Source organism: Actinomadura luteofluorescens (assembly GCF_013409365.1).
In the GTDB taxonomy this organism is placed as follows: Bacteria; Actinomycetota; Actinomycetes; order Streptosporangiales; family Streptosporangiaceae; genus Spirillospora; species Spirillospora luteofluorescens.
On the sequence record NZ_JACCBA010000001.1, the window covers coordinates 8,512,439 to 8,531,156 of the forward strand.

20 protein-coding genes and 2 pseudogenes are annotated in these 18,718 nt (G+C 70.2%); 16 read left to right on the plus strand and 6 right to left on the minus strand.

The window, feature by feature from the left end; translation table 11 throughout:
• The first annotated feature begins 67 nt into the window (after positions 1–67).
• From BJY14_RS39165 to BJY14_RS39230, 14 genes are read left to right on the plus strand one after another with little or no spacing between them, the layout of a single operon-like run.
• Positions 68–1,666 carry a GMC family oxidoreductase gene (locus tag BJY14_RS39165; protein WP_218905788.1) on the plus strand — a complete coding sequence of 533 codons (1,599 nt, stop codon included), beginning with the start codon at positions 68–70 and terminating at the stop codon, positions 1,664–1,666.
• A complete protein-coding gene (locus tag BJY14_RS39170; RefSeq protein ID WP_179848206.1) occupies positions 1,663–2,136 on the plus strand; it encodes a hypothetical protein in 474 nt (157 codons plus the stop codon). The genes BJY14_RS39165 and BJY14_RS39170 overlap by 4 nt, the downstream gene beginning before the upstream one ends.
• A 47-nt stretch (positions 2,137–2,183) precedes the next feature.
• The gene (locus BJY14_RS39175) at positions 2,184–3,047 is read left to right on the plus strand and encodes a phosphoenolpyruvate hydrolase family protein (protein ID WP_179848207.1); all 864 of its coding nucleotides are present in this window, start codon (positions 2,184–2,186) and stop codon (positions 3,045–3,047) included.
• Positions 3,044–3,412 (plus strand): cupin domain-containing protein, encoded by a 369-nt coding sequence (locus BJY14_RS47540; RefSeq protein ID WP_179848208.1) that lies wholly within the window; start codon positions 3,044–3,046, stop codon positions 3,410–3,412. The genes BJY14_RS39175 and BJY14_RS47540 overlap by 4 nt, the downstream gene beginning before the upstream one ends.
• Positions 3,409–4,767 (plus strand): MmgE/PrpD family protein, encoded by a 1,359-nt coding sequence (locus tag BJY14_RS39185; RefSeq protein WP_179848209.1) that lies wholly within the window; start codon positions 3,409–3,411, stop codon positions 4,765–4,767. Before BJY14_RS47540 ends, BJY14_RS39185 begins: the two co-directional genes overlap by 4 nt.
• Positions 4,764–5,465, plus strand: coding sequence for an MmgE/PrpD family protein (locus tag BJY14_RS39190; RefSeq protein ID WP_179848210.1), 702 nt, complete (start codon positions 4,764–4,766; stop codon positions 5,463–5,465). The genes BJY14_RS39185 and BJY14_RS39190 overlap by 4 nt, the downstream gene beginning before the upstream one ends.
• Entirely contained in the window at positions 5,462–6,097 is a 636-nt protein-coding gene (locus BJY14_RS39195; RefSeq protein ID WP_179848211.1) for a cysteine hydrolase family protein, read from the plus strand. Before BJY14_RS39190 ends, BJY14_RS39195 begins: the two co-directional genes overlap by 4 nt.
• Positions 6,098–6,119: 22 nt before the next feature.
• The gene (locus BJY14_RS39200; RefSeq protein WP_179848212.1) at positions 6,120–6,422 is read left to right on the plus strand and encodes an NIPSNAP family protein; all 303 of its coding nucleotides are present in this window, start codon (positions 6,120–6,122) and stop codon (positions 6,420–6,422) included.
• A complete protein-coding gene (locus BJY14_RS39205; protein WP_179848213.1) occupies positions 6,419–7,918 on the plus strand; it encodes an aldehyde dehydrogenase family protein in 1,500 nt (499 codons plus the stop codon). The genes BJY14_RS39200 and BJY14_RS39205 overlap by 4 nt, the downstream gene beginning before the upstream one ends.
• Positions 7,915–8,247, plus strand: a complete 333-nt coding sequence (locus BJY14_RS39210) for a Dabb family protein (protein ID WP_179848214.1) — start codon at positions 7,915–7,917, stop codon at positions 8,245–8,247. The genes BJY14_RS39205 and BJY14_RS39210 overlap by 4 nt, the downstream gene beginning before the upstream one ends.
• Complete coding sequence (locus BJY14_RS39215; RefSeq protein WP_179848215.1) at positions 8,244–9,110, plus strand: NAD(P)-dependent oxidoreductase; 867 nt, start codon at positions 8,244–8,246, stop codon at positions 9,108–9,110. The genes BJY14_RS39210 and BJY14_RS39215 overlap by 4 nt, the downstream gene beginning before the upstream one ends.
• Positions 9,107–10,015: an alpha/beta fold hydrolase gene (locus BJY14_RS39220; protein ID WP_179848216.1), complete on the plus strand. Its 909-nt coding sequence runs from the start codon at positions 9,107–9,109 to the stop codon at positions 10,013–10,015. Before BJY14_RS39215 ends, BJY14_RS39220 begins: the two co-directional genes overlap by 4 nt.
• Positions 10,012–10,497, plus strand: coding sequence for a VOC family protein (locus BJY14_RS39225; RefSeq protein WP_179848217.1), 486 nt, complete (start codon positions 10,012–10,014; stop codon positions 10,495–10,497). The genes BJY14_RS39220 and BJY14_RS39225 overlap by 4 nt, the downstream gene beginning before the upstream one ends.
• Complete coding sequence (locus tag BJY14_RS39230) at positions 10,481–11,725, plus strand: amidohydrolase family protein (protein ID WP_179848218.1); 1,245 nt, start codon at positions 10,481–10,483, stop codon at positions 11,723–11,725. The genes BJY14_RS39225 and BJY14_RS39230 overlap by 17 nt, the downstream gene beginning before the upstream one ends.
• A gap of 2,021 nt (positions 11,726–13,746) precedes the next feature.
• On the opposite strand, the pseudogene BJY14_RS39235 reads toward BJY14_RS39230, so the two are convergent.
• From BJY14_RS39235 to BJY14_RS39250, 6 genes and pseudogenes are all read right to left on the minus strand, one after another.
• Positions 13,747–13,845 (minus strand): annotated as a pseudogene (locus BJY14_RS39235) (transposase); the annotation flags it as partial.
• The gene (locus BJY14_RS46085; RefSeq protein WP_246397881.1) at positions 13,827–14,276 is read right to left on the minus strand and encodes a DMT family transporter; all 450 of its coding nucleotides are present in this window, start codon (positions 14,274–14,276) and stop codon (positions 13,827–13,829) included. The pseudogene BJY14_RS39235 and the gene BJY14_RS46085, both read right to left, overlap by 19 nt.
• Positions 14,273–14,719 (minus strand): MBL fold metallo-hydrolase, encoded by a 447-nt coding sequence (locus tag BJY14_RS46090; RefSeq protein WP_246396277.1) that lies wholly within the window; start codon positions 14,717–14,719, stop codon positions 14,273–14,275. The genes BJY14_RS46085 and BJY14_RS46090 overlap by 4 nt, the downstream gene beginning before the upstream one ends.
• 274 nt (positions 14,720–14,993) lie before the next feature.
• A pseudogene (locus tag BJY14_RS47905) lies at positions 14,994–15,248 on the minus strand (hypothetical protein); the annotation flags it as partial.
• Positions 15,223–15,696, minus strand: coding sequence for a VOC family protein (locus BJY14_RS39245; protein ID WP_312879648.1), 474 nt, complete (start codon positions 15,694–15,696; stop codon positions 15,223–15,225). The pseudogene BJY14_RS47905 and the gene BJY14_RS39245, both read right to left, overlap by 26 nt.
• Before the next feature lie 220 nt (positions 15,697–15,916).
• Positions 15,917–16,678, minus strand: a complete 762-nt coding sequence (locus BJY14_RS39250; protein WP_179848220.1) for an SDR family oxidoreductase — start codon at positions 16,676–16,678, stop codon at positions 15,917–15,919.
• 217 nt (positions 16,679–16,895) lie between these two features.
• Here BJY14_RS39250 and BJY14_RS39255 point away from each other — a divergent pair, with 217 nt between their 5' ends.
• Positions 16,896–17,105 carry an immunity protein TriTu family protein gene (locus BJY14_RS39255; RefSeq protein WP_179848221.1) on the plus strand — a complete coding sequence of 70 codons (210 nt, stop codon included), beginning with the start codon at positions 16,896–16,898 and terminating at the stop codon, positions 17,103–17,105.
• Positions 17,106–17,601: 496 nt separating this feature from the next.
• A complete protein-coding gene (locus BJY14_RS39260; protein ID WP_218905789.1) occupies positions 17,602–18,561 on the plus strand; it encodes an enoyl-CoA hydratase/isomerase family protein in 960 nt (319 codons plus the stop codon).
• Positions 18,562–18,718: the final 157 nt, after the last annotated feature.

An 18,718-nucleotide genomic window follows, 5' to 3' on the forward strand; every position in this document is an offset into this window, starting at 1 on the left:
TGGACATCTCGCCCGGACGACGCGGTGCGGGCGGCCCGTGGAGAAGATCGAAGGAAAGGACGGGGATGTGCGCGAAGACTGCGACGTCCTGATCGTCGGCGCCGGCCCCTCGGGCGCGGTCGCCGCCCAGGAGTTCGCCCGCGCGGGGATGCGGGTCACGTGCCTGGAACAGGGGGACTGGCCCGACTACGAGAAGGCGCGCGCGGGCTATGCCGACTTCGAACTCGTGTCCCGCAAGCACTGGAACTGGGATCCGAACCAGCGCCGCGCCGGCGGCGACTATCCCATCGACGACGCCGAGTCGGACGTCACCGCCCTCATGTACAACGGTGTCGGCGGCAGCACCGTCCTGTACGCGGCGCACTGGGAGCGCTTTCTGCCCTCGGACTTCCGCACCCGCACCATGGACGGTGTCGGCGACGACTGGCCGATCGGGTACTGGGATCTGGAGCCCTACTACGACGAGGTCGAGCGGCAGTTCGCCGTCAGCGGCCTCGAGGGTGATCCGGCGCTTCCCCCGAGCACGCCGCCGCCGCTGCCGCCCGTGCCGCTCAACAAGCTCGGCCGGCGGGGCGCGGAGGCGCTGAACAAGCTCGGCTGGCACTGGTGGCCCGGCAGCAACGCCATCGCCACCGCCGAGTACGGCCCCCTGCACGCGTGCGCGCAGCGGACCGCCTGTCCCTTCGGCTGCCCCACCGGAGCCAAGGCGTCCGCGGACCGCACCCACTGGCAGTCCCTTGCCAAGGACCAGGTGCGCCTGACGGTCCGGGCGACTGTCGAGCAAGTGCTCCTGGACGACCGGGGCCGCGCCACCGGCGTCACCTACCTCGACGCCGACGGAGTCCGCCACGAGGTTCGCGCCGGGGTCGTGGTGCTGTGCGCCAACGCGATCGGCACGCCCCGCATCATGCTCGCGTCGGCCGACGGGTCCGGGGTCGCCAACTCCAGCGGCCTGGTCGGCAGGCGCCTCATGATGCACCCGTTCGGCAACGCGATCGGAATCTTCGACGAGGACCTGGAGTCCTGGCGCGGGCCGCTCGGCCAGTACCTGCACTCCCTGGAGTTCTACGAGACCGACCGGTCCCGCGGCTTCGTGCGCGGCGCGAAGTGGAACCTGATCCCCTCCGGCGCGCCGCTGTCGTTCATGCTCCCGGGTACCTGGGGGGACGAACCGGTGTGGGGCCCGAACTTCACCCGGCTGCTGCGTGAGCGCCTCGGCCACTCGGCGATCTGGGGCGTCATCTGCGAGGACCTGCCCGACCCGGCGAACCGGGTGCTGCTGGACGACGGCGCCGCCGCGGGCGGCGTGCCCGGCGTGCGGATCCAGTACCGCACGTCCGACAACACGCGGGCCATGATGGCCTGGCACCTGGAGCGCCTCTCCGAGGTGCTCGACGCCATGGGTGCCACCAAGAAGATCCTCAACTCGGGTCTGCGCGGCACCGGATGGCACCTGATGGGGACGACCGTGATGGGCGATGACCCGGGCTCTTCCGTGGTCGACCCGCACGGCCGGTGCCATGACGTGCCCAACCTCTACGTCTTCGACGGCTCGGTCTTCCCGACGTCCTCCGGCGTCAACCCCACCGCGACCATCGCGGCCAACGCGCTGCGCTGCGCCCGGTCCCTGGTAGCTCGCCGCCGCGATGTGGAGGTGACCTCGTGACCGCCGCGGAGACCGGGGAGATGCGGGACACGACCGTGCCGCCGGAGGCCCGCCGGCGGCTCGGGCAGGTCGCGGACGCGCTGATCGAGGCTGGCGCCGGGCTCCCGTCCGGGACGCAGGCCGGTGTGCACACCGACCTGCTCGACCAGGTGGTCAAGGCGCGTCCCGACCTCGTCCCGCCGCTGCTGCGGGCGCTGGACGAGCTGGGACCCGCCCTCGACCTCGCGGCGGTCGAGCGACTGGCCGAACGGCGACCGGAACTGCACGAGGTGCTCACGCTGGTCGTCGCCGGCGGCTACCTGATGTCGCCGCGCGTCGCCGCGCTGCTGAAGTACCCCTTCCAGGAAGCCAAGATCGTCGATCCGCGGGAGATCACGGTCGTCGTCGGGGAGGGCCTTCTCGACCTGGTCGCCGAACGCGCGCCCCTCTACCGGCTGCCCCCGGACTCACCGTCGGAGCGCCGCCCGTGACCGGGCGGGGAGGCAGCCCGTCCCACACCCACTTGGAGGTAACGGCAATGAGCCGCCAGCAGCACGTTCCCCTGTTCCACGAGCGGGTCAGGTCGGGCCGCGCCCTGATCGGCGCGGGCGCCGGCACCGGCCTGTCCGCGAAATGCGCGGAGGAGGCCGGCGTCGACTTCATCGTGATCTACAACGCGGGCAGGTTCCGTATGGCCGGGCGCGGCTCGATGGCCGGGATGATGCCCTACGGCAACGCCAACGACATCGTCGTGGAGATGTCCGCAGAGGTCCTCCCGGTGGTGCGCAGGACACCGGTGCTCGCCGGCGTCTGCGCCACGGACCCGTTCAAGAACATCCCGTTGTTCCTGGGACAGCTCAAGGAACTCGGATTCGCCGGGGTGCAGAACTTCCCGTCGGTCTGCCTCCTGGACGGCAGCGTGCGGGCGGACCTGGAGGCCACGGGCTACGGCTTCGACAAGGAGGTCGAGATGGTCCGCACCGCCCGCGAGATGGACCTGATCACGGCCGCCTACGTGCGCACCGAGCAGGAGGCGTATGACATGGCCGCCGCGGGCGCCGACATTGTCGTGGCGCACGTCGGGCTGACGACCGCCGGGATGATCGGCGCCAGGTCCCCCATGTCGCTCGCCGACGCGGCGGCGCGCACGCGGGAGATCCGCGACGAGGCCAAGTCCGCGCGCGAGGACGTGCTGGTCGTGTGCCACGGAGGACCGATCGCCACGCCCGACGACGCCCAGGAAGTGCTGCGCCTGGTCCCGGGCGCGGCCGGTTTCCTGGGGGCGTCCAGCATGGAGCGGCTGCCCGCGGAGACCGCCCTCGTCGACACCATGCGGCGCTTCACCGAGGTCTCCGTCGAACCCCTCGCCGACGGCCCGCACGAGAAGGAGGTCATGGCGTGAAGCTCTTCCGTACCGCGGACCTGCTGAAGGACCCCACACCGGTCCCCGAACCGGAACGCTTCACCGGCGCCGCGTTCAGCTCCCCGGTCCAGGGGTGTCCCACCAGCAAGGCGACCACCGCACTGATCCGACTGGACCCGGGCGTGCGCGGCCACTGGCACAGCCACGCCGACGGCCAGGTGATCCACATCGTGGCGGGTTCCGGCTTCGTCGGGCGCCGCGGCCGTGACCCGCTGGAAGTGACCGGGGGCGACATCGTGTGGATCGAGCCGGGAGAGGAGCACTGGCACGGCGCCTCCGATGCCGGGCTGGCCCAGCTGGCCTTCTCCTTCGGCGCCATCACCTGGCTGGAGCCGAGCACATGACCACCGGTGACGCACCCTCCTACGAGGAACTCGCCGAGGTGGTGCTCGATGCGGCCTCCCAGCGGCTCCCCGCGGAGGTGGAGAAGGCCGCGTGCCGGACGCTCTTCAACGTCCTCGCGGTGGCCGTGGGCGCGTCCGGTTCCCCCGAGGTCACCAGGCTCTCCGCCGCCCTCGCCGCACCCATTGGCGTGCCCGCGGCCCCCGGGGTGGACGGGAACGCGAGCCCGGTCGGCGCGGCGCTGCTCACCGGCTTCGCCGCCCACCTGGACGATTTCGACGACACCCACCTGGAGACGGTCATCCACCCCGGAGCGAGCGTCCTCGGTGCGGCGTGGGCGGCAGGATGGCCCGCCGGCGCATCCGGACGGGACCTGCTGGCGGCCTTCGCCCTCGGCTGCGAGGTGCAGCTGCGGCTCGGCCTGGCGGTCAGTCCGGAGCATTACGACCGGGGCTGGCACATCACCGGTACCTGCGGGGTCGTCGGAGCCGCGGTCACCGCCGGACTGCTCGGCGCGCCCGGTCGTGACCGGCTTGCGGCGGCGCTTCGGCTGGCGTCGCTTCAGACGCTCGGGCACCGGGAGGCGTTCGGTACCGAGGTCAAGCCCTTCCACGCTGGGAAGGCGGCCGCGGGCGGGGTACTGGCCGCCGCGGAGGCCGCCCGCGGCCGGTTCACCGCGGGCGCCGCGGACGTCCTCCCGGACACCGGCGGGCTGCTGCGCGCCCTCGCGCCCGGGGGGCGGTCCCCTGGCCGACTTCTCGACGGGTTCGGGACGCGTTGGGAACTCGCCGACAACACCTTCAAGCCCTATCCCTGCGGCATCGTCGCGCACCCCGGCATCGACGCGGCTGTCGGAGCCCACGACCGCGGTGTAGCCCCGGCGGACGTCGTCCGTATCCGCTACCGCTGCCATCCACTGGTTCCGGAGCTGATGGGGCGGCTCGACCCGCAGACCGGTCTGCAGGCACGCTTCTCGGCGGTGCACGGGGTGGCCGCCGGCCTGGCCCGCGGCACCGGCGGGCTCGCCGAGTTCGGCGACGCGGCGGCGGCAGACCCGGTGCTGGCCCGCCTGCGGGCGCGCGTCGACCTGTGCCCGGAACCCCGCATGCCGCGGGACTCGGCCGTACTGGAGATCCACACCGGCGACGGGGGAACCGTCGTGTCGGCCGTCGAGCACGCGCGGGGAAGCCTGCTGCGCCCGCTGACCGACGACGAGCTCATCGGCAAGGCCGAGACACTGGCGCCCGGCCGGGCACAGGCGATCTGGGACGCGGTCGCGCGCCTGGGGGAGGGTTCCGGACCGGGGACCGTCCAGGCGTTGCTGGAGGAGACCCGGAGGGAAGTGGTGGCCCGATGACCGTTACCGAGGGGACCACCGCGAGCGTCGCCGGCTTCGTCGCCGAGACGCCCGTCCCGCCGGACGCGGCCGCCGCCGCGACGGCACTGTGCGAGAACCTGTCCGGGCTGGAGACAGCGTCCGTCCGCGACCAGCGGGCGGCGGTCGCCTACTGGGTCGCCTGCGCCCTCCTGCATCACGCCGGCAGCGCCGACGACCTCGCGACGGAAAGTCTGGCCGCCGGGCTGGAACCCGCTCTGCGGGTGCGCGACTCGCTGGACGGCCACGTCGTGGGCGGGTGGGATCCGGTGTGCGCGGCCGTGCTCGTGGGCTCCGCCTGCGCCGCCGCCCGCCACGGCGGCCTGGACGGGGAGGCGACGGCCCGCGCGGTCGGCATCGCCGTCACCCAGGCGTCCGGACTGGAGATCCTTTCGGACACCCCGCTCGGAACGTTCCAGCGACGCATGGCCGCCCGCAACGGACTGGAGGCCGCCCGGCTGGCCGGTGCGGGCATGACCGCTCCCGTCACCGGCCTGGAAGGAAGGCGCGGCCTGTACGCGCTGATGGCACCCACCGCGGACCCGGCCGCCGCCGCAGACCGGCTCGGCCGGCGGTGGCTCGTCACCGCGCTCCCGACCGCGGAAGGCCGAACCCCGTCGCCCGGCCGGGAGGAGCGGCGGCCGAACCCGATCGAGCGGGCCGCGGAGGCACTGTCATGACGGCGACCGCCACGTTGGCCGACCGGCTGCGGCCGGACCGGACGGCGCTGATCCTCATCGACCTGTCCAACGACTTCGTCCATCCACGCGGCAAGACCGCCACCGTGGGCGCCCGGGATGTCAGCCATGCCCAGCGGATCCTGCTCGTGGCCGCCGAGCTCGCGGAGGCAGCCCGCGACGCCGGGGTGGCCGTGATTCACAGCCAGCACACCACGCTGCCGGGCGGCGCCTCCGACTCACCGGTGTGGCGGGACGCGCGCTCACGCGCAGCGTACTCCGCCCCCGACATCTGCCTCGACGGATCCTGGGGACAGGAGATCGCCGAGGAGGTCGCGCCCCGGCCCGGAGACCAAGTCGTCAAGAAATACCGCTACGGCGGCTTCACCGGGACCAACCTGGAACTGATCCTGCGGAGCCTGGGACGCGACAGCGTCGTCTGCTGCGGCGTCTCCACCAACGTCTGCGTGGACACCACCGCCCGTGAGGCGTTCGCCCGCGACTTCTACGTCACGATCGCCGCCGACGCCTGCGCGTCGTGGGACATGGGTCTGCACGCCGCGGCGCTCCGCACCGCCGAGAGCCGGTTCGCCGTGGTGGCGGCGACCGGGGACGTCCTTGGCGCCTGGACCTGACCGAATCCGACGAGGAGGCCACATGATCGCAGAACTGCGCTACTACACCATCACGCCCGGCCACACCGAGGCGCTGCTCGACCAGTTCGTCGGCACCAGCCTGCCCCTGTTCGCCAAGCACGGAATCACCGCGCACGGCCCCTGGCTGCGGCGGCTGACCAAGGGGGAGCAGCTCGTCTACGTCCTGGAGTTCGCCGACGAGCACGACCGGGAGACCCGATGGACGGCGTTCCGCGAGGATCCCGAATGGCAGGCGGTCGTCGGGGCCGGCCGGGGCCAGGTCCCGCACATCGCGGGCAGCGAGATCGTGGAGCTGAGCCGATGAGCTCCCGTGACACCGCCGTCCGCGTCCACGGCCACCACATCGCCGGAGAGCGGGTCGACGGCCCGCTCCTGGAGCGACGCGCCCCGGCCTCGAACAGGGTGGTGGCCCACTACGCTGCCGGCACGGCGGACGACGTGGACGCCGCCGCCTGCGCCGCCGCCCGGGCGTTCGCGTCCGAGCAGTGGCGACGCACCCCCGCTATGGCCCGGGCCGGGCTCCTGGAGAACCTGGCCGCCCTCCTGGCACACGACGCCGACCGGCTCGCCGCTCTCGACTCCGAGGAGGTCGGAAAGCCGCTGGCGTTCGCGCGCGGCGACATCGATCTCGGCATCGCGCACGTCCGGCAGGCCGCGGCGCTCGCCCGCACGTCCAAGGGCGAGGCCTACACCGGCCTGGCACCCGCGTACACCGCGCTCGCGACCCGGGAACCGGTGGGGGTCGCCGCGTTGATCATCCCGTGGAACTTCCCGGCACTCGTGCTCCTGCAGAAGCTTCCCTACGCCCTCGCCGCCGGATGCACCCTGGTGGTCAAGCCGTCGGAGTTCACCTCCGGCAGCGCGCTGGAGATCGCCGCCCGCTGCGAGGACGCGGGCTTCCCGCCCGGCGTGGTGAACGTGGTCACCGGCACCGGGCCCGGCGCCGGGCTCCCCATGGTGACCCACCCCCTGGTCTCCTACGTCTCGTTCACCGGGTCAACGCGGGTCGGCCGGGAGGTGATGCGCGCGGCCGCCGACTCCCTCACGCGGGTCGGGCTGGAGCTGGGCGGCAAGACCGGCAACGTGGTCTTCGCCGACGCCGACCTGGAAGCGGCGGCCGACGGCATCGTCTTCGCCGCCTTCGCCAACCAGGGGGAGTCGTGCGTCGCCAGCTCGCGGCTGCTCGTGGACGAGACCGTGGCCGACGACTTCACCGCCGCCGTCGCCGCCCGCGCGTCCGCGCTGCGGGTGGGGATGCCGGACGACCCTCGGGCCGACATCGGGGCACTCATCCACCACGAGCACCGGGACCGGGTCCACGCGGCCGTGCTCGCCGGGGTCGAGGCCGGCGGGAAGGTCCTGACCGGCGGGAGTGCACCCGACGATCCCGAACTGGCGGAGGGCGCCTTCTACCAGCCGACCGTGCTCGCCTCCGTGGACCGCGAGTCCCCGGTGTTCCAGAAGGAGATCTTCGGGCCGGTCCTGTCGGTGACGACGTTCGGCACCGACCGGGAGGCCGTCGAGCTGGCGAACGCCAGTGAGTACGGCCTCGCCCAGTCCCTGTGGACCAGGGACCTCGACCGTGCTTTCGCGGTCAGCGGCGAGTTGCAGGCCGGCACCGTCTGGGTGAACACCGCCAGCGACGGGTCACCGGCGCTGGCGTTCGGCGGCGTGAAGGCGTCCGGCTTCGGACGCGAGGGCGGCGAGGAGGGGATGCGGGAGTTCACCGAGTACAAGACGGTGCAGTTCCGCGGAGAACCCCGCGTGAGCCCGTTCACCAGAGCGGAGCCGGCCCGATGAGCCTCGTGCACATTGTGCTCGTCAGGCCCCGGGACGGACAGGAGTCACGGGCAGACGCCCTCACCTCCCGGCTCGCCGCGCTCGCCGCCGAACTGGGCGCCGGCGACGTCTACGCCGGCCCCGACGTGAGCATCGAGCCGTTCGGCGGCGGCTACACGACCGGGCTCGCCGTCGCCTTCCCCGGCGAGCGCGCCCGCGACGCCTACCTTCGAAACCCCCGGCACGCCGAGTTGGCCCGCGAACTGCCCGCGGCGGCCGATTCGGTGCTGGTCGTCGACCTGCCGGCGGCCGCCACCGGCCTCGCACCCCAGGGAGCGCAGCGGACATGACGGAAAGCATCGGCTTCATCGGCCTCGGCGCGATGGGGCTCGGAATGGCCGGCAACCTCGTCAAGGGCGGCCACGAAGTACACGGATACGATCCCTCACCGGAACGCCGCGAGAAGGCCGTCGAGGCGGGCGTCCGGCTGGTCGACTCCCCCCGGGAGGCGGCCAGGGCGTCCTCTGGCGTGATCCTGTCCGTGGTCCGGGACGCCGCGCAGACCCGCGAGGTCCTGCTCGGCGAGCATGGTGTCGTCCGGGAGGGCCGCCCGCTCACCGTCGTCGTGGCAAGCACCCTCGACCCGTCCACGATGCGTGCGCTGGCGGCCGAACTCGGCGGACACGGCGTGACCGCCGTCGACGCGACCATGTCCGGGGGACCCTGGGGCGCCGAGGCGGGCGCACTGACGCTGATGGTGTCGGCCGCACCCGAGGTGTTCGGGCGGCTTCGCCCCCTCCTGGACCTCATGGGCCGCAACATCTTCCATGTCGGCGAGGAGGTGGGCACCGCTCAGGCGGCCAAGCTCGCCGTGCAGCTCACCTTTGGCGTCAACATGATGGGCGTGTACGAGGCGATCCGGCTGGCCGACGAGTTCGGCGTCGGTGAAGACCAGTTGATGGAGATGCTCTCGGTCAGCGTGGGCGGCAGCTGGGTCGTGGACAACTGGCGGCGCGTCAAGCCCTGGTGGGAGCATTACGTGCCCGGCGAGGACCTCGACATCCTCCTGAAGGACATGCGGTCGGTGCAGCGCGAAGCGGACGGCGGCGACTTCCCCATGCCCGTCACCGCGCTGGCGTTCCAGCTCATGCGGCATGTGTGGCCGGCATGGGCCGCGCTCAAGGGCACCCGGGCCGGGGAGGCGCCGGAATGACCACCGTGACGACCCCTGACGGCACTCGCCTGGCGGTCGAGGTGGAAGGGGCCGGCCCGCCCCTGCTCTTCCTGCACGAGGTGGCCGGTGACCTGCACGACTGGCGCGCGCAGGTGGCGCATTTCGCCGACCGGTACACCTGCGTCCGTTACAACGCGCGCGGCTACCCGCCGTCTGACGTCCCAGCCGCCCCGGACAGCTACGGGCAGCACATCGCCGTCCAGGACGCGATCGCCGTCCTGGACGGGCTCGGCTTCGACGCCGCCCACGTCGTAGGTCTCTCGATGGGTGGCTTCTGTGCCGTCCACCTGATGCTGCAGCGCCCGGAACGCTGCCTCAGCGCGACGGTGGCCGGGGCAGGCTACGGCTCGGCGCCGCACCAGCGGACCGGGTTCACCGAAGAGGCGCGCACGGCCGCCCGAATGTTCCGAGAGGACGTGCGGGCCGCCGCGGACGCCTACCAGAACGGCCCCACGCGTGTGCAGTACCGGCTCAAGGACCCCGACGGATGGCGTTCGTTCGGCGAACGGCTCGCCGGACGCGACCCGGTCGGTATGTCGCTGACGTTCTCCCAGGTTCTTGCCGAACGTCCCTCGCTGTACGACCTGCGCGATCGCCTGGCGGCGGTGCGGACCCCCGTCCTGCTGGTCGTCGGCGACGAGGACGACGGTTGCCTCGACGTCAAGGTCATGCTCAAGCGGACCATCCCCAGGGCCGCCCTCGCGGTGCTGCCGCGTACCGGCCACACCCTCAACCTGGAAGAGCCCGCGGCGTTCAACGCGGTGCTCGACGACTTCCTGGACAAGGTCACCCACGGCCGGTGGGCGCCCAGGGACCCCGCCACCCTGGGCCGAGGCCTTGTCGGCATGACGTCCGCACACCCCGAAGCAGAGGAGTTGCCATGACCGCCGATGGAGACGACGCCCTCACCGTCCGCCAACTGCGTCTCGTGATCGAGGCGGAGGACTACGAGGCCGCCGTCGCCTTCTTCCGCGACGCGCTCGGCCTCCCCGAGCAGGCCGCCTTCTCCGGCGAGGGCGACGCCCAGGTCGTGATCCTGGACGCCGGCCGGGCCACGCTCGAGATCGCCAACCCGGCGCAGAAGCGGCTCATCGACGAAGTGGAGGTCGGCCGGCAGGTGGCGCCGAAGTTCAGGGTCGCGTTCGAGGTCGGCGACACCCGCTCGGTCAACGACCGGCTGCTGGACGCGGGCGCCGAACCCGTCGCTCCACCCACCGTCACGCCCTGGCAGTCGCTCAACGCCCGCCTGGACGCGCCCGGCGGCGTGCAGATCACACTGTTCGAGGAGCTGACGACCCTGGAGGAGCGCAGCGCTCTGGACGGGTTCGGCACCGGGCAGGAACAGTCCGATGCGACCGGAACCTGAACCGCTGCTGATCCGCGGCGCCCGCCTGCTCGACTCGACCGCCCCGGTCGACGTCCACCTGGCCGGCGGGCGGATCGCCGCGGTCGGCGACCTCCCGGCCCCGCCGACCGTGGAGATCATCGACGCGGAGGGCGGGCTTCTGACGCCCGCCTTCGTCGAACCCCATTTCCACATGGACAAGGCGCTCACACACCCGAACCTGCCCCCGAGCGATCATGACCATCCACTGGACGCCGCGCTTGAGCGCACCCGTCACGTCAAAGCCCGCTACACCCCCGAGAGGCTGAGGGACCGCGCGACCACCGCGATCCGGCTCGCCGTCGGCCACGGGGTGGGAACGTTGCGCGCCCATGTCGACGTCGACCCGGTGGGGGGACTGTCGGCCCTCGGCGTCATGGCCGACCTTCGGGACCGCCACCGCGACCTGATCGACATCCAGCTCGTGGCGTTCCCCCAGGAGAGCATCGTCCGCGACCCCGGAGCACTACGGCTCCTCCGCGAAGCCCTGACCTCAGGCGCCGACGTGCTCGGCGGGGCGCCCGACGTTGAAGAGCCCCAAGACCGGCTCCGGCACCTCGACCTGCTCGTCGAACTGGCCGCGGAGACCGGCGCGGACCTCGACGTCCACTGCGACTACAGCTACGACCCCGCCCAGCGCGACCTGGAGGAACTCGCGCGCAGAACCATCGACGCCAGCCTCGCCGGCCGCGTCCGAGCCGGCCACTGCTGCGCCCTGGACGCCTACGACGAAACGACCGCCACCGAGGTCGTCGAAGCAGTGCTCGCCGCCGGGATCGCCGTCTGCGTCTGCCCGATGGGCAACCTGCTGCTGGTGGGGGACTCCCCCCGCCCGCCAGGCAGGGGAGTGGCCCGTCTCAGGTCGCTGCTCGCCCATGGCGTCACCGTCGCCGCCGGAGGCGACAACATGAACGACATGTGGTTCCCGTTCGGCCGCCTTGATCCGGCGGAGGTCGCCATGGTGACCGCCATCGCCGCCCGCATGTGGTCGGACCGGCAACTCAGGCAGGTCTTCGACATGGTGACGGTGAACGCGGCCCACTATGTCGGCGCACCGGCCGAAGGCATGCAGGTGGGGGCCGTCGCGGACCTGGTGCTGTTCTCGGCCACCCGCCTCAGCGACGTGCTCCGGAACGCCCCCGGCCGCCGAACCACCATCAAACGAGGCCGCATAGTCGGCGGCGGTACTTCGACTGTCTGGACGACCTGAAGCCGAAACCAGCCACCGTGCGGGCGTTAGTCTGGGGCTTTCATCGGCTAGCGATGTGGAGTGTGACCGTTCAGGCAGGAAAAGTGGTTCTGTGCTGGGAGGGTAAGACTCGTCGAAGGTCCTGTTCCTGGCAGTTCAGATGACGGTTTTACGCGGAGCCTGCAAATCGCCCTGCCAAGATCGTGGCGCCTTCGTACGCGGCGAGGATCGTCGGTCAGGCCTGGCGGGCAAGCGTGCATTCGAGTATAAGGCTGTGTGTCATGTCGACCAGGTTGGCTAGTTTCAGGTGGGAGCGATAAAAGCAATCAGGAGAGGGCGGCGTGCGCTTTGCGTCTACCCGTACCGTACTCGGCAAGTTGCTTTTGTAGTCGGCGTAAAATTGGCCGCCTTTACCGTTGGTAGATCCTCAAGAAGTATGGCATCGACACCGGCACCCGAGCGCTTTGCCGCGACCTGGACCGGTTCCCGTGGTAGATCGGTTCTGGCGCACGACCCTCGTGTCTCTGGCTAAACGGGCCACGCGAACCTGAACCCTGGCTTGCATGACCTCGTCCGGCGGCTGGGCACCGACCGTTTCGTGCCCGGCGGGCACGCGCCCGCAACGACCATGCCCCTCACCCGTCTTCGAGGCGCAGGACAAGCACCGGCATCGGTCAAACCGATCGGGCGTGTCGACAACGTGCTTATAAGTTGACCTTGGCTGTCGGACACGGAACGGGTGCCCACCCAGTCGGAGCTGCGGCAACGCGAACTCAGCGCCATAAGCCTTCTCGCTCAGCTAGGAAAACATGGGAGCCAGTTTCGGGAGCCACCGCAGTCAGGCTCCGATGGACCCAGCGTGACTTAGTCAGGGCATTCGTGCAGGTGAGAGGCTCCCCGCTCGACTCGGATCGACCTAGATCGACTTGCCTGCTTTGCTTCACACCGAAGAGGCCACTGGTTCGAACCCAGTATCGCCCACGTTTTGCCAGGTCAGAGGCTTGCTCGGACGATGAGCAGGCCTCTTTGGCGTTGTCGCAGCTCCGAAGAGGTCACGGGTTTCGGTCCAGCAGTGCGCGGCCTCGCTCCCGCAGGGCGGCTTCTTGGACTCCGGGGGCGGCCACTGGTGGCCCGGTGGGAGGAATTTGGGAGATCATCCTTCTCCCACCGCGAACGAGGCCACAAGAAGACCGTGCTACCAGTCACCCTGCGCAGTCGAAGTCGGGCTCAGTGCCCGCCGCATGTCCGCTCAGGAACCACAAGCCGGGGTGGGCCGGAGTCTGCCTCGCGGCATGCCCAACGGGCCGGTGTGCAGGGGGCCCTGCGTGGTAGCAGGTCACCTGGATCGTCTGGAGGCGTCGCTGCTGCAATGTCGAACCGTCTGACCCGTCCCGGGGAAGGCCCTGCTGGTACGGCGCGGCCTTCACCGGCTCCGGCTTTGCGGGCATGCGCGCATGCCCGGACGTCCTGCTGGGTGCAGACCCGCCGGTCGCCGTGCTCGAACGGGCGTCCGCTGCCTCGCCAAGACCCGCGAGGCCGTCACCACCACCGTGCATCCCGGCGGCACCGTCGTCACCTGCGACGGCGGCGATGTCCGCTGGTGGAACCGGCCGGCCATCGGGCCAATGCTGTCCTCACCGCCCCCGCTCCGGCATGACCGACGAGAAGCAGCGCTGGATACCAGCGGCCTTTGCCTACGCTCCCGCTCTTCTCGCGGAGAGCAGTACAGAGCAGAGAGCGCCAATGTAGTGATCTACAATGTAAAGGTATTGCCCGTTCATGGCCCAGATGCTCGGGCATCTCCGCTTCCGGCGCGCGGCTGCAGCACCGTCTTGATGGCACTAGGGCAACAGTCCGTCCGGGCCTACCGGCGACATCCCTGGGCCAGGCCTGCTCGATCATCTCGGCGGCGGGCCGGACATCCAGCCCGCCCGACCGCTCGTCGTCGCTCGCAGATGATCTCCCCGGGTGGGGGCAACGGCCTGAGCCTTCAGGGTCACCACCCCACCCACACGATCTTCAGGACGATCCCTACGGCTTCAGTGCGTGCGGCACCGCTGCCAGCCCGCGCCGGGCAAGGTGGAGCCGATCGCCTCGACCAGGCCGGCGTGGACGTCGGAGATCACCAGTTGGACGTAGGAATTCTTGCCAAAGTCATGCAGGCGGTGATCTCGCTTCTCTTGATACTGGACATCATTTTCATTACGACCAGGAAGTTCGTCGCCAAAACCGCGACGACAACGAATCCCCAGTAGTTGATCTCGCCTTCCCAGGAGGGCGTGAGCACGATCACACCGCTGAAACCCGCCGCCGGCCACGCCAGGTCCCGCCATCGGCGGGACCTCAGGATCTCGATGGTGACGAGCAGCATCGGGCCTCCGACATAGAATGCCGTCAGCACGAGCCCGAAGGGCAGCATGCGAATGGCATACTGGAAGGAGATGAATCCCACGGTAAGGCCGAGTCCCAGAATCAGCGCCGATCGCCAGACCGGCCAACCCGCCCGCAAGGGGCGGCCTGTACTGTACTTGATCAACAATGGTGCGAAGCCGACTGAGCGCTGGGTACTCAAGGCTTGATGCTGAACGGGCCGAGTGAGTTGTAGTCGAGCCGCAGTGACTCGGCCATCGCCCACGCGTTGGGCAGCGTGAACACGTCCGCGCCGCCCAGGCGGTCCAGCCACCGGGGGACGATGTCGTCGGCCGCCTGTGCCGACACCGCGTCCAGGTAGGCGCGGAAGACGGCCCAGGCGTTCTCGGGGTCGACCGGCGCCATGACCGCTTCGAGGTCCACGCTCGAGAGCGCCGCCTCGGTGGTGGCGCGCAGGTCGTTCATGTACTCGATCTGGGTGCGCACGTCCTCCGGCGTCCCCGGGCGGTTGACATGGCCGCCGACGAGCTGGTCGAAGTCGTATCCGAGGACCTTGTCGTACAGGGCGAACACCCCGGGCAGGTCGGCCGACAGCGCCAGGTTCGAGAACGGCACCCAGCCGGGGAAGATGACGTCGACCAGCATCACGACCCGCTGGTTCGGGAGATAGACCAGACTGTTCCCCTCGGTGTGGTTGGGGCCGGGGTAGTCCAGATGGATGACATGGGCCCCGGCCCTCGATGGTGAGGGTGTGGTCGAAGACCTCGGTGGGGAGGGGCCGATCCGGGTCGGCCAGAGCCTCCAGCCGCTGAGCGACGATGCGCTGGGCGTAGCGCGGGACGGAGTCGGGGTAGATCGACATGCCGCCCACATGGTCGCCGTGCTCGTGGCTGTAGATCACGTGTGTCATGGGCTTGTCGGTCACCCGCTTGATGGCGCGCAGGATGTCGTGCCCAAGCGTCGGGGGCGAGTCGACCACGATGACCCCTTCGTCATGGACGACGAACATGTTCCCGTACTGGCCGTCGCTGAGCCAGAAGACGCCGTCGGCGATCTCCTCCATGACATATCCGGCGTCCGGGATATCAGGGCCCCTCGCGTTCCGGGGTAGGGGGGCGGTCGGCCGCTCCCTCCTCCGCTGAGCCGATTCAGAGAAGCGGGACATCGTCTTCATCGTCAGTCCTCCGTCGTCGTCCGGTTCTTGTCGCACCACCCTTTCCGGTGACCGCGTAGGAACTGAACCAAAAATCCTCGTCCGGATCGTCGAAGGAGGCGAACGAGCCGTAGCTCGCGCGCTCGGGGTCCGGCCCGGCCACCCGGGCCCGGGTCCCGGCGTGGTGGAAGACGCCGCCGGCGTCGTGGAATACCTCGCTGACTTTCACGCCGCGCCGGACCATTTCGGCTCGCGCGGCCTCGATGTCGTCCACCACCAGGTGCAGGCCGTGCGCCGAGCCCGGTGCATCCGAGGTGACGCCGGTTCCGAAGATGATGGAGCACGGGGACCCCGGCGGCGTCATCTGCACCACCCGGAAGTCCTCGCCGGTGGTGACGTCGGCGTCCTCCCGCCAGCCGAGCCCCTTGTAGAAGTCCTTCGCGCGGTCGGCGTCGGCGACGGGCACCACGACGACCTCCAGTTTCATGTCCACGCTGCCTCCCCTCTCGCCGGGGCACCGGGCCCTGATACCCACACTCGCCCTGCAAGCCGCTAGAAACCGTTAATTCACGTTAAAGAACCGCAAAGCCTCGACTATAGAGATTTAGTCGGCTCGCACCCTCGATACACGCGCGAGTTGTGTGACTGGCGCCTGGTGGGAACTTTCGGGACCGGCATGATCGGCGTGATCAGGTTCGGTGGATGAGCTGCTGGCCGCCGTCGATGTCGTACGTGGCGCCGGTGAGCGCGGTGTTGGCCATGAGATGCACGGCGAGGGCGGCGACGTCGGCGGGTCCGACCACGCGTTCGATCGGGAGCGTCGCGCGGAGCTGGTCGCGGCGCGCTTCGAGGTCGTCGCCGAGCAGTTCGGCCGATAGCGGGGTGTCGACGAAACCGGCCGCGATGAGGTTGACCCTGATCGGTGCGACCTCGACCGCCAGGTTGGCGATCAGGGCGGGCAGTGCGGCGGTGCCCGCCGCGATGAGCGACAGGCCGGGCCCTCGGCTTCGGCCGCCGGTGCCGCCCATGAACAGCAGGGTGCCGCCGGGGCGCACCCGGCCGACGGCATGCTGGGCGACGGCGACGGCCAGCCACACGTGTCCGTCGAAATCGCGATGCGCCCGCTCGCGGTCGAGGTCGGCCAGGGGCGCGTAGTAGGGGCCACCGGCCGTGACCATCACGTGGTCGATCGTCTCGGGCAGGGTTCCGAAGAACCGCGCGAGGGCGTCCGGATCGGTCGCGTCGAAGGCCGCGCTGTCCAGCGCGCCCACGTCGGCCGCCGCCCGCTCGAGGCGGTCGGGGTCGCGGCCGGTCATGATGACGGCCGCGCCCTCGGCACGGGCGCGGCGGGCGGTCTCGAGCCCGATGCCGCCGCTGCCTCCGATCACGACGACGGTCTGCCCGGTGAGCTCGGGCGGACGCTGGGCGGCGTCGGACGATGCGATGGTCATGATTCCTCCCGTATGCAGATCACGCGGTCAGTTCTCGGTCCGGCCGGACCACGCAGCGTTCCTTCTCTCCTTCCCGATTTCGGCGGGTCGTGCAGCATGCCCACAGCCCTTCGACCGCCGCTGCGCGGCGAGTTGCTTTTGCTCGACGGCGAGAGGACGAGCGTGTCGCTGATGGCGGACCCGCCGACGAGTCGTCCAAGCCGGTAGCCGGAGATCGATGCAGGCGGGGCGACGGGAGGTTCATGCGCTTAACACCCACACGGCCGCTCAGCTCACCGTCTGGACCACTGGCGAGACGGAACTCGACATCGCCGACCTCACCACAGGAGCCAGCACCAGTACCCACTATGAGTTCACCGACCTACAAGGCCTCGAAGCCTGCCTCGACGACCTCACCGAACATTTCAACACCCCTCCCTGCCCTTGACGAATCTCGTACGGGTTCACATGGCCGTTCATCGTCTTCCTTGCTCTCCTCGCCATCGCGTTGGCCCTGGTGTGGGTGTCACCGCCGAGGTTGGCGCTGTTCCTGGTCGCGGGCACTGGCGTCCGCGACCAGGCTGCGCTGCAGCCTGACCATCGTGATCTCCACCTCCGACCCGGACGATCGAGCCGGTGCTCTGGCGACATCACCGCCTGCCACACCGGCGTCTCGCTGCCGATGGTCGGTGCGAGGCTGGTGGTGCAGCACCTCAGACCCCAGGACAGGCTTCTCGTCTTCGCTCTGGCCGCGGCCTGAAAATCCTGGCGGCGGCTCCCGTCCTCGTCCGCCCGATCAAGCAACCGGCGGCCAGGCCTGCGACGGACGAGAACCCGATGATGCCGGTGTTTCGGCGTCGACACCGAGGGCATCTCCGGCGAACCTTCCGACCGGCCGGAGTACGGGGCGCCGGCGAACGGTCTCAGGCGATCCGCAGACGACCATGCCGCAGACCGGTCGAGGCCAGGATGCCCAGCGCCTTACCGACCGTTCTCGCGCCTCATTCGGCGATCCGGACGCCGACCGACCGCCGCTGCGGGAAATCGACAAGGAGCGTTTCATGAGTACCGCAGAACAGTTCCACGTAAGTAAGGTGACCCGATCCTACTGGCGGGTGACTTTCGACAATGGTCCGGTGAACCTGATGGATCCGGACACCATCGAGCAGCTTGGCGAGCTCATCGGGCGTATCGAGGATGAGCCGGAACTCACGGTCGTGGTCTTCCGCAGTGACAAGCCGGGTTACTTCATCGCGCACTGGGACTTCCTGTCCGACTCCGCCCGTGTGGCCGGGATGCCGCCTGGACCAACGGGCCTCCACCCGTACCTGGACAACTTCGTCCGGTTGAGCAAGCTGCCCGTGGCCACGATCTCGGAGATCCGCGGACGCACCCGCGGCGCGGGCAGCGAATTCGTGCTCTCAACGGACATCCGCTTCGCCTCCGAAAGCGCTGTCCTGGGCCAGTTCGAAGTCGGCGTGGGCAGCGTTCCGGGAGGTGGCGCCATGTCGCGGCTGGGGCGCCTGGTCGGTCGCGGGCGCGCACTGGAGATCCTGCTCGGCGGCGATGACATGCCGGCCGGCCTGGCAGCCGAGTACGGCTACGTGAATCGAGTTGTCCCGGACGCCGAGATCGAGGCTTTCACCGACGCGTTCGCACGCCGTATCGCGGGCTTCGACAGGGTGGCCGTCGCCGGCATCAAGGGACTTGTCGATGCGGCCACCCTGCCGGCGAACGAGGAGTTCGCGCCTGGCCTGCAGGCGTACTTCGCCACCGCGGGCCGCCCGGAGAACCGGCCGTTCGTCCAGCTACTGTTCGACAACGGGCTCCAACAACCCGACGGCATCGAGACCGACCTCGGTAAGGCGATTGGGACGCTCCGCCAGAACTTCGAACGACCATGACGCCGGAGCGCGAACGCCCAGCGCAGCGTCCCCGAAGGGCGTATGAACCATCGGCTGCTGTCCTGATCGTCGAATCCGCGCGCATTACGGCTGGCTCCATCATCGCGGTCCCGGCCTTAGGCATGTCTCACGGACGAGATCGGCCGCAGACGGGGGG

What these genes read in the sequence shown, in the direction of transcription:
- BJY14_RS39175 (WP_179848207.1), top strand. Translation starts at nt 2,184, where the DNA reads ATGAGCCGCCAGCAGCACGTTCCCCTGTTCCACGAGCGGGTCAGGTCG.
- BJY14_RS39185 (WP_179848209.1), top strand. Translation starts at nt 3,409, where the DNA reads ATGACCACCGGTGACGCACCCTCCTACGAGGAACTCGCCGAGGTGGTG.
- BJY14_RS39190 (WP_179848210.1), top strand. Translation starts at nt 4,764, where the DNA reads ATGACCGTTACCGAGGGGACCACCGCGAGCGTCGCCGGCTTCGTCGCC.
- BJY14_RS39195 (WP_179848211.1), top strand. Translation starts at nt 5,462, where the DNA reads ATGACGGCGACCGCCACGTTGGCCGACCGGCTGCGGCCGGACCGGACG.
- BJY14_RS39200 (WP_179848212.1), top strand. Translation starts at nt 6,120, where the DNA reads ATGATCGCAGAACTGCGCTACTACACCATCACGCCCGGCCACACCGAG.
- BJY14_RS39205 (WP_179848213.1), top strand. Translation starts at nt 6,419, where the DNA reads ATGAGCTCCCGTGACACCGCCGTCCGCGTCCACGGCCACCACATCGCC.
- BJY14_RS39210 (WP_179848214.1), top strand. Translation starts at nt 7,915, where the DNA reads ATGAGCCTCGTGCACATTGTGCTCGTCAGGCCCCGGGACGGACAGGAG.
- BJY14_RS39215 (WP_179848215.1), top strand. Translation starts at nt 8,244, where the DNA reads ATGACGGAAAGCATCGGCTTCATCGGCCTCGGCGCGATGGGGCTCGGA.
- BJY14_RS39220 (WP_179848216.1), top strand. Translation starts at nt 9,107, where the DNA reads ATGACCACCGTGACGACCCCTGACGGCACTCGCCTGGCGGTCGAGGTG.
- BJY14_RS39225 (WP_179848217.1), top strand. Translation starts at nt 10,012, where the DNA reads ATGACCGCCGATGGAGACGACGCCCTCACCGTCCGCCAACTGCGTCTC.
- BJY14_RS39230 (WP_179848218.1), top strand. Translation starts at nt 10,481, where the DNA reads ATGCGACCGGAACCTGAACCGCTGCTGATCCGCGGCGCCCGCCTGCTC.
- BJY14_RS46090 (WP_246396277.1), bottom strand. Translation starts at nt 14,719, where the DNA reads ATGCTGGTCGACGTCATCTTCCCCGGCTGGGTGCCGTTCTCGAACCTG.
- BJY14_RS39250 (WP_179848220.1), bottom strand. Translation starts at nt 16,678, where the DNA reads ATGACCATCGCATCGTCCGACGCCGCCCAGCGTCCGCCCGAGCTCACC.
- BJY14_RS39255 (WP_179848221.1), top strand. Translation starts at nt 16,896, where the DNA reads ATGCAGGCGGGGCGACGGGAGGTTCATGCGCTTAACACCCACACGGCC.
- BJY14_RS39260 (WP_218905789.1), top strand. Translation starts at nt 17,602, where the DNA reads ATGCCGCAGACCGGTCGAGGCCAGGATGCCCAGCGCCTTACCGACCGT.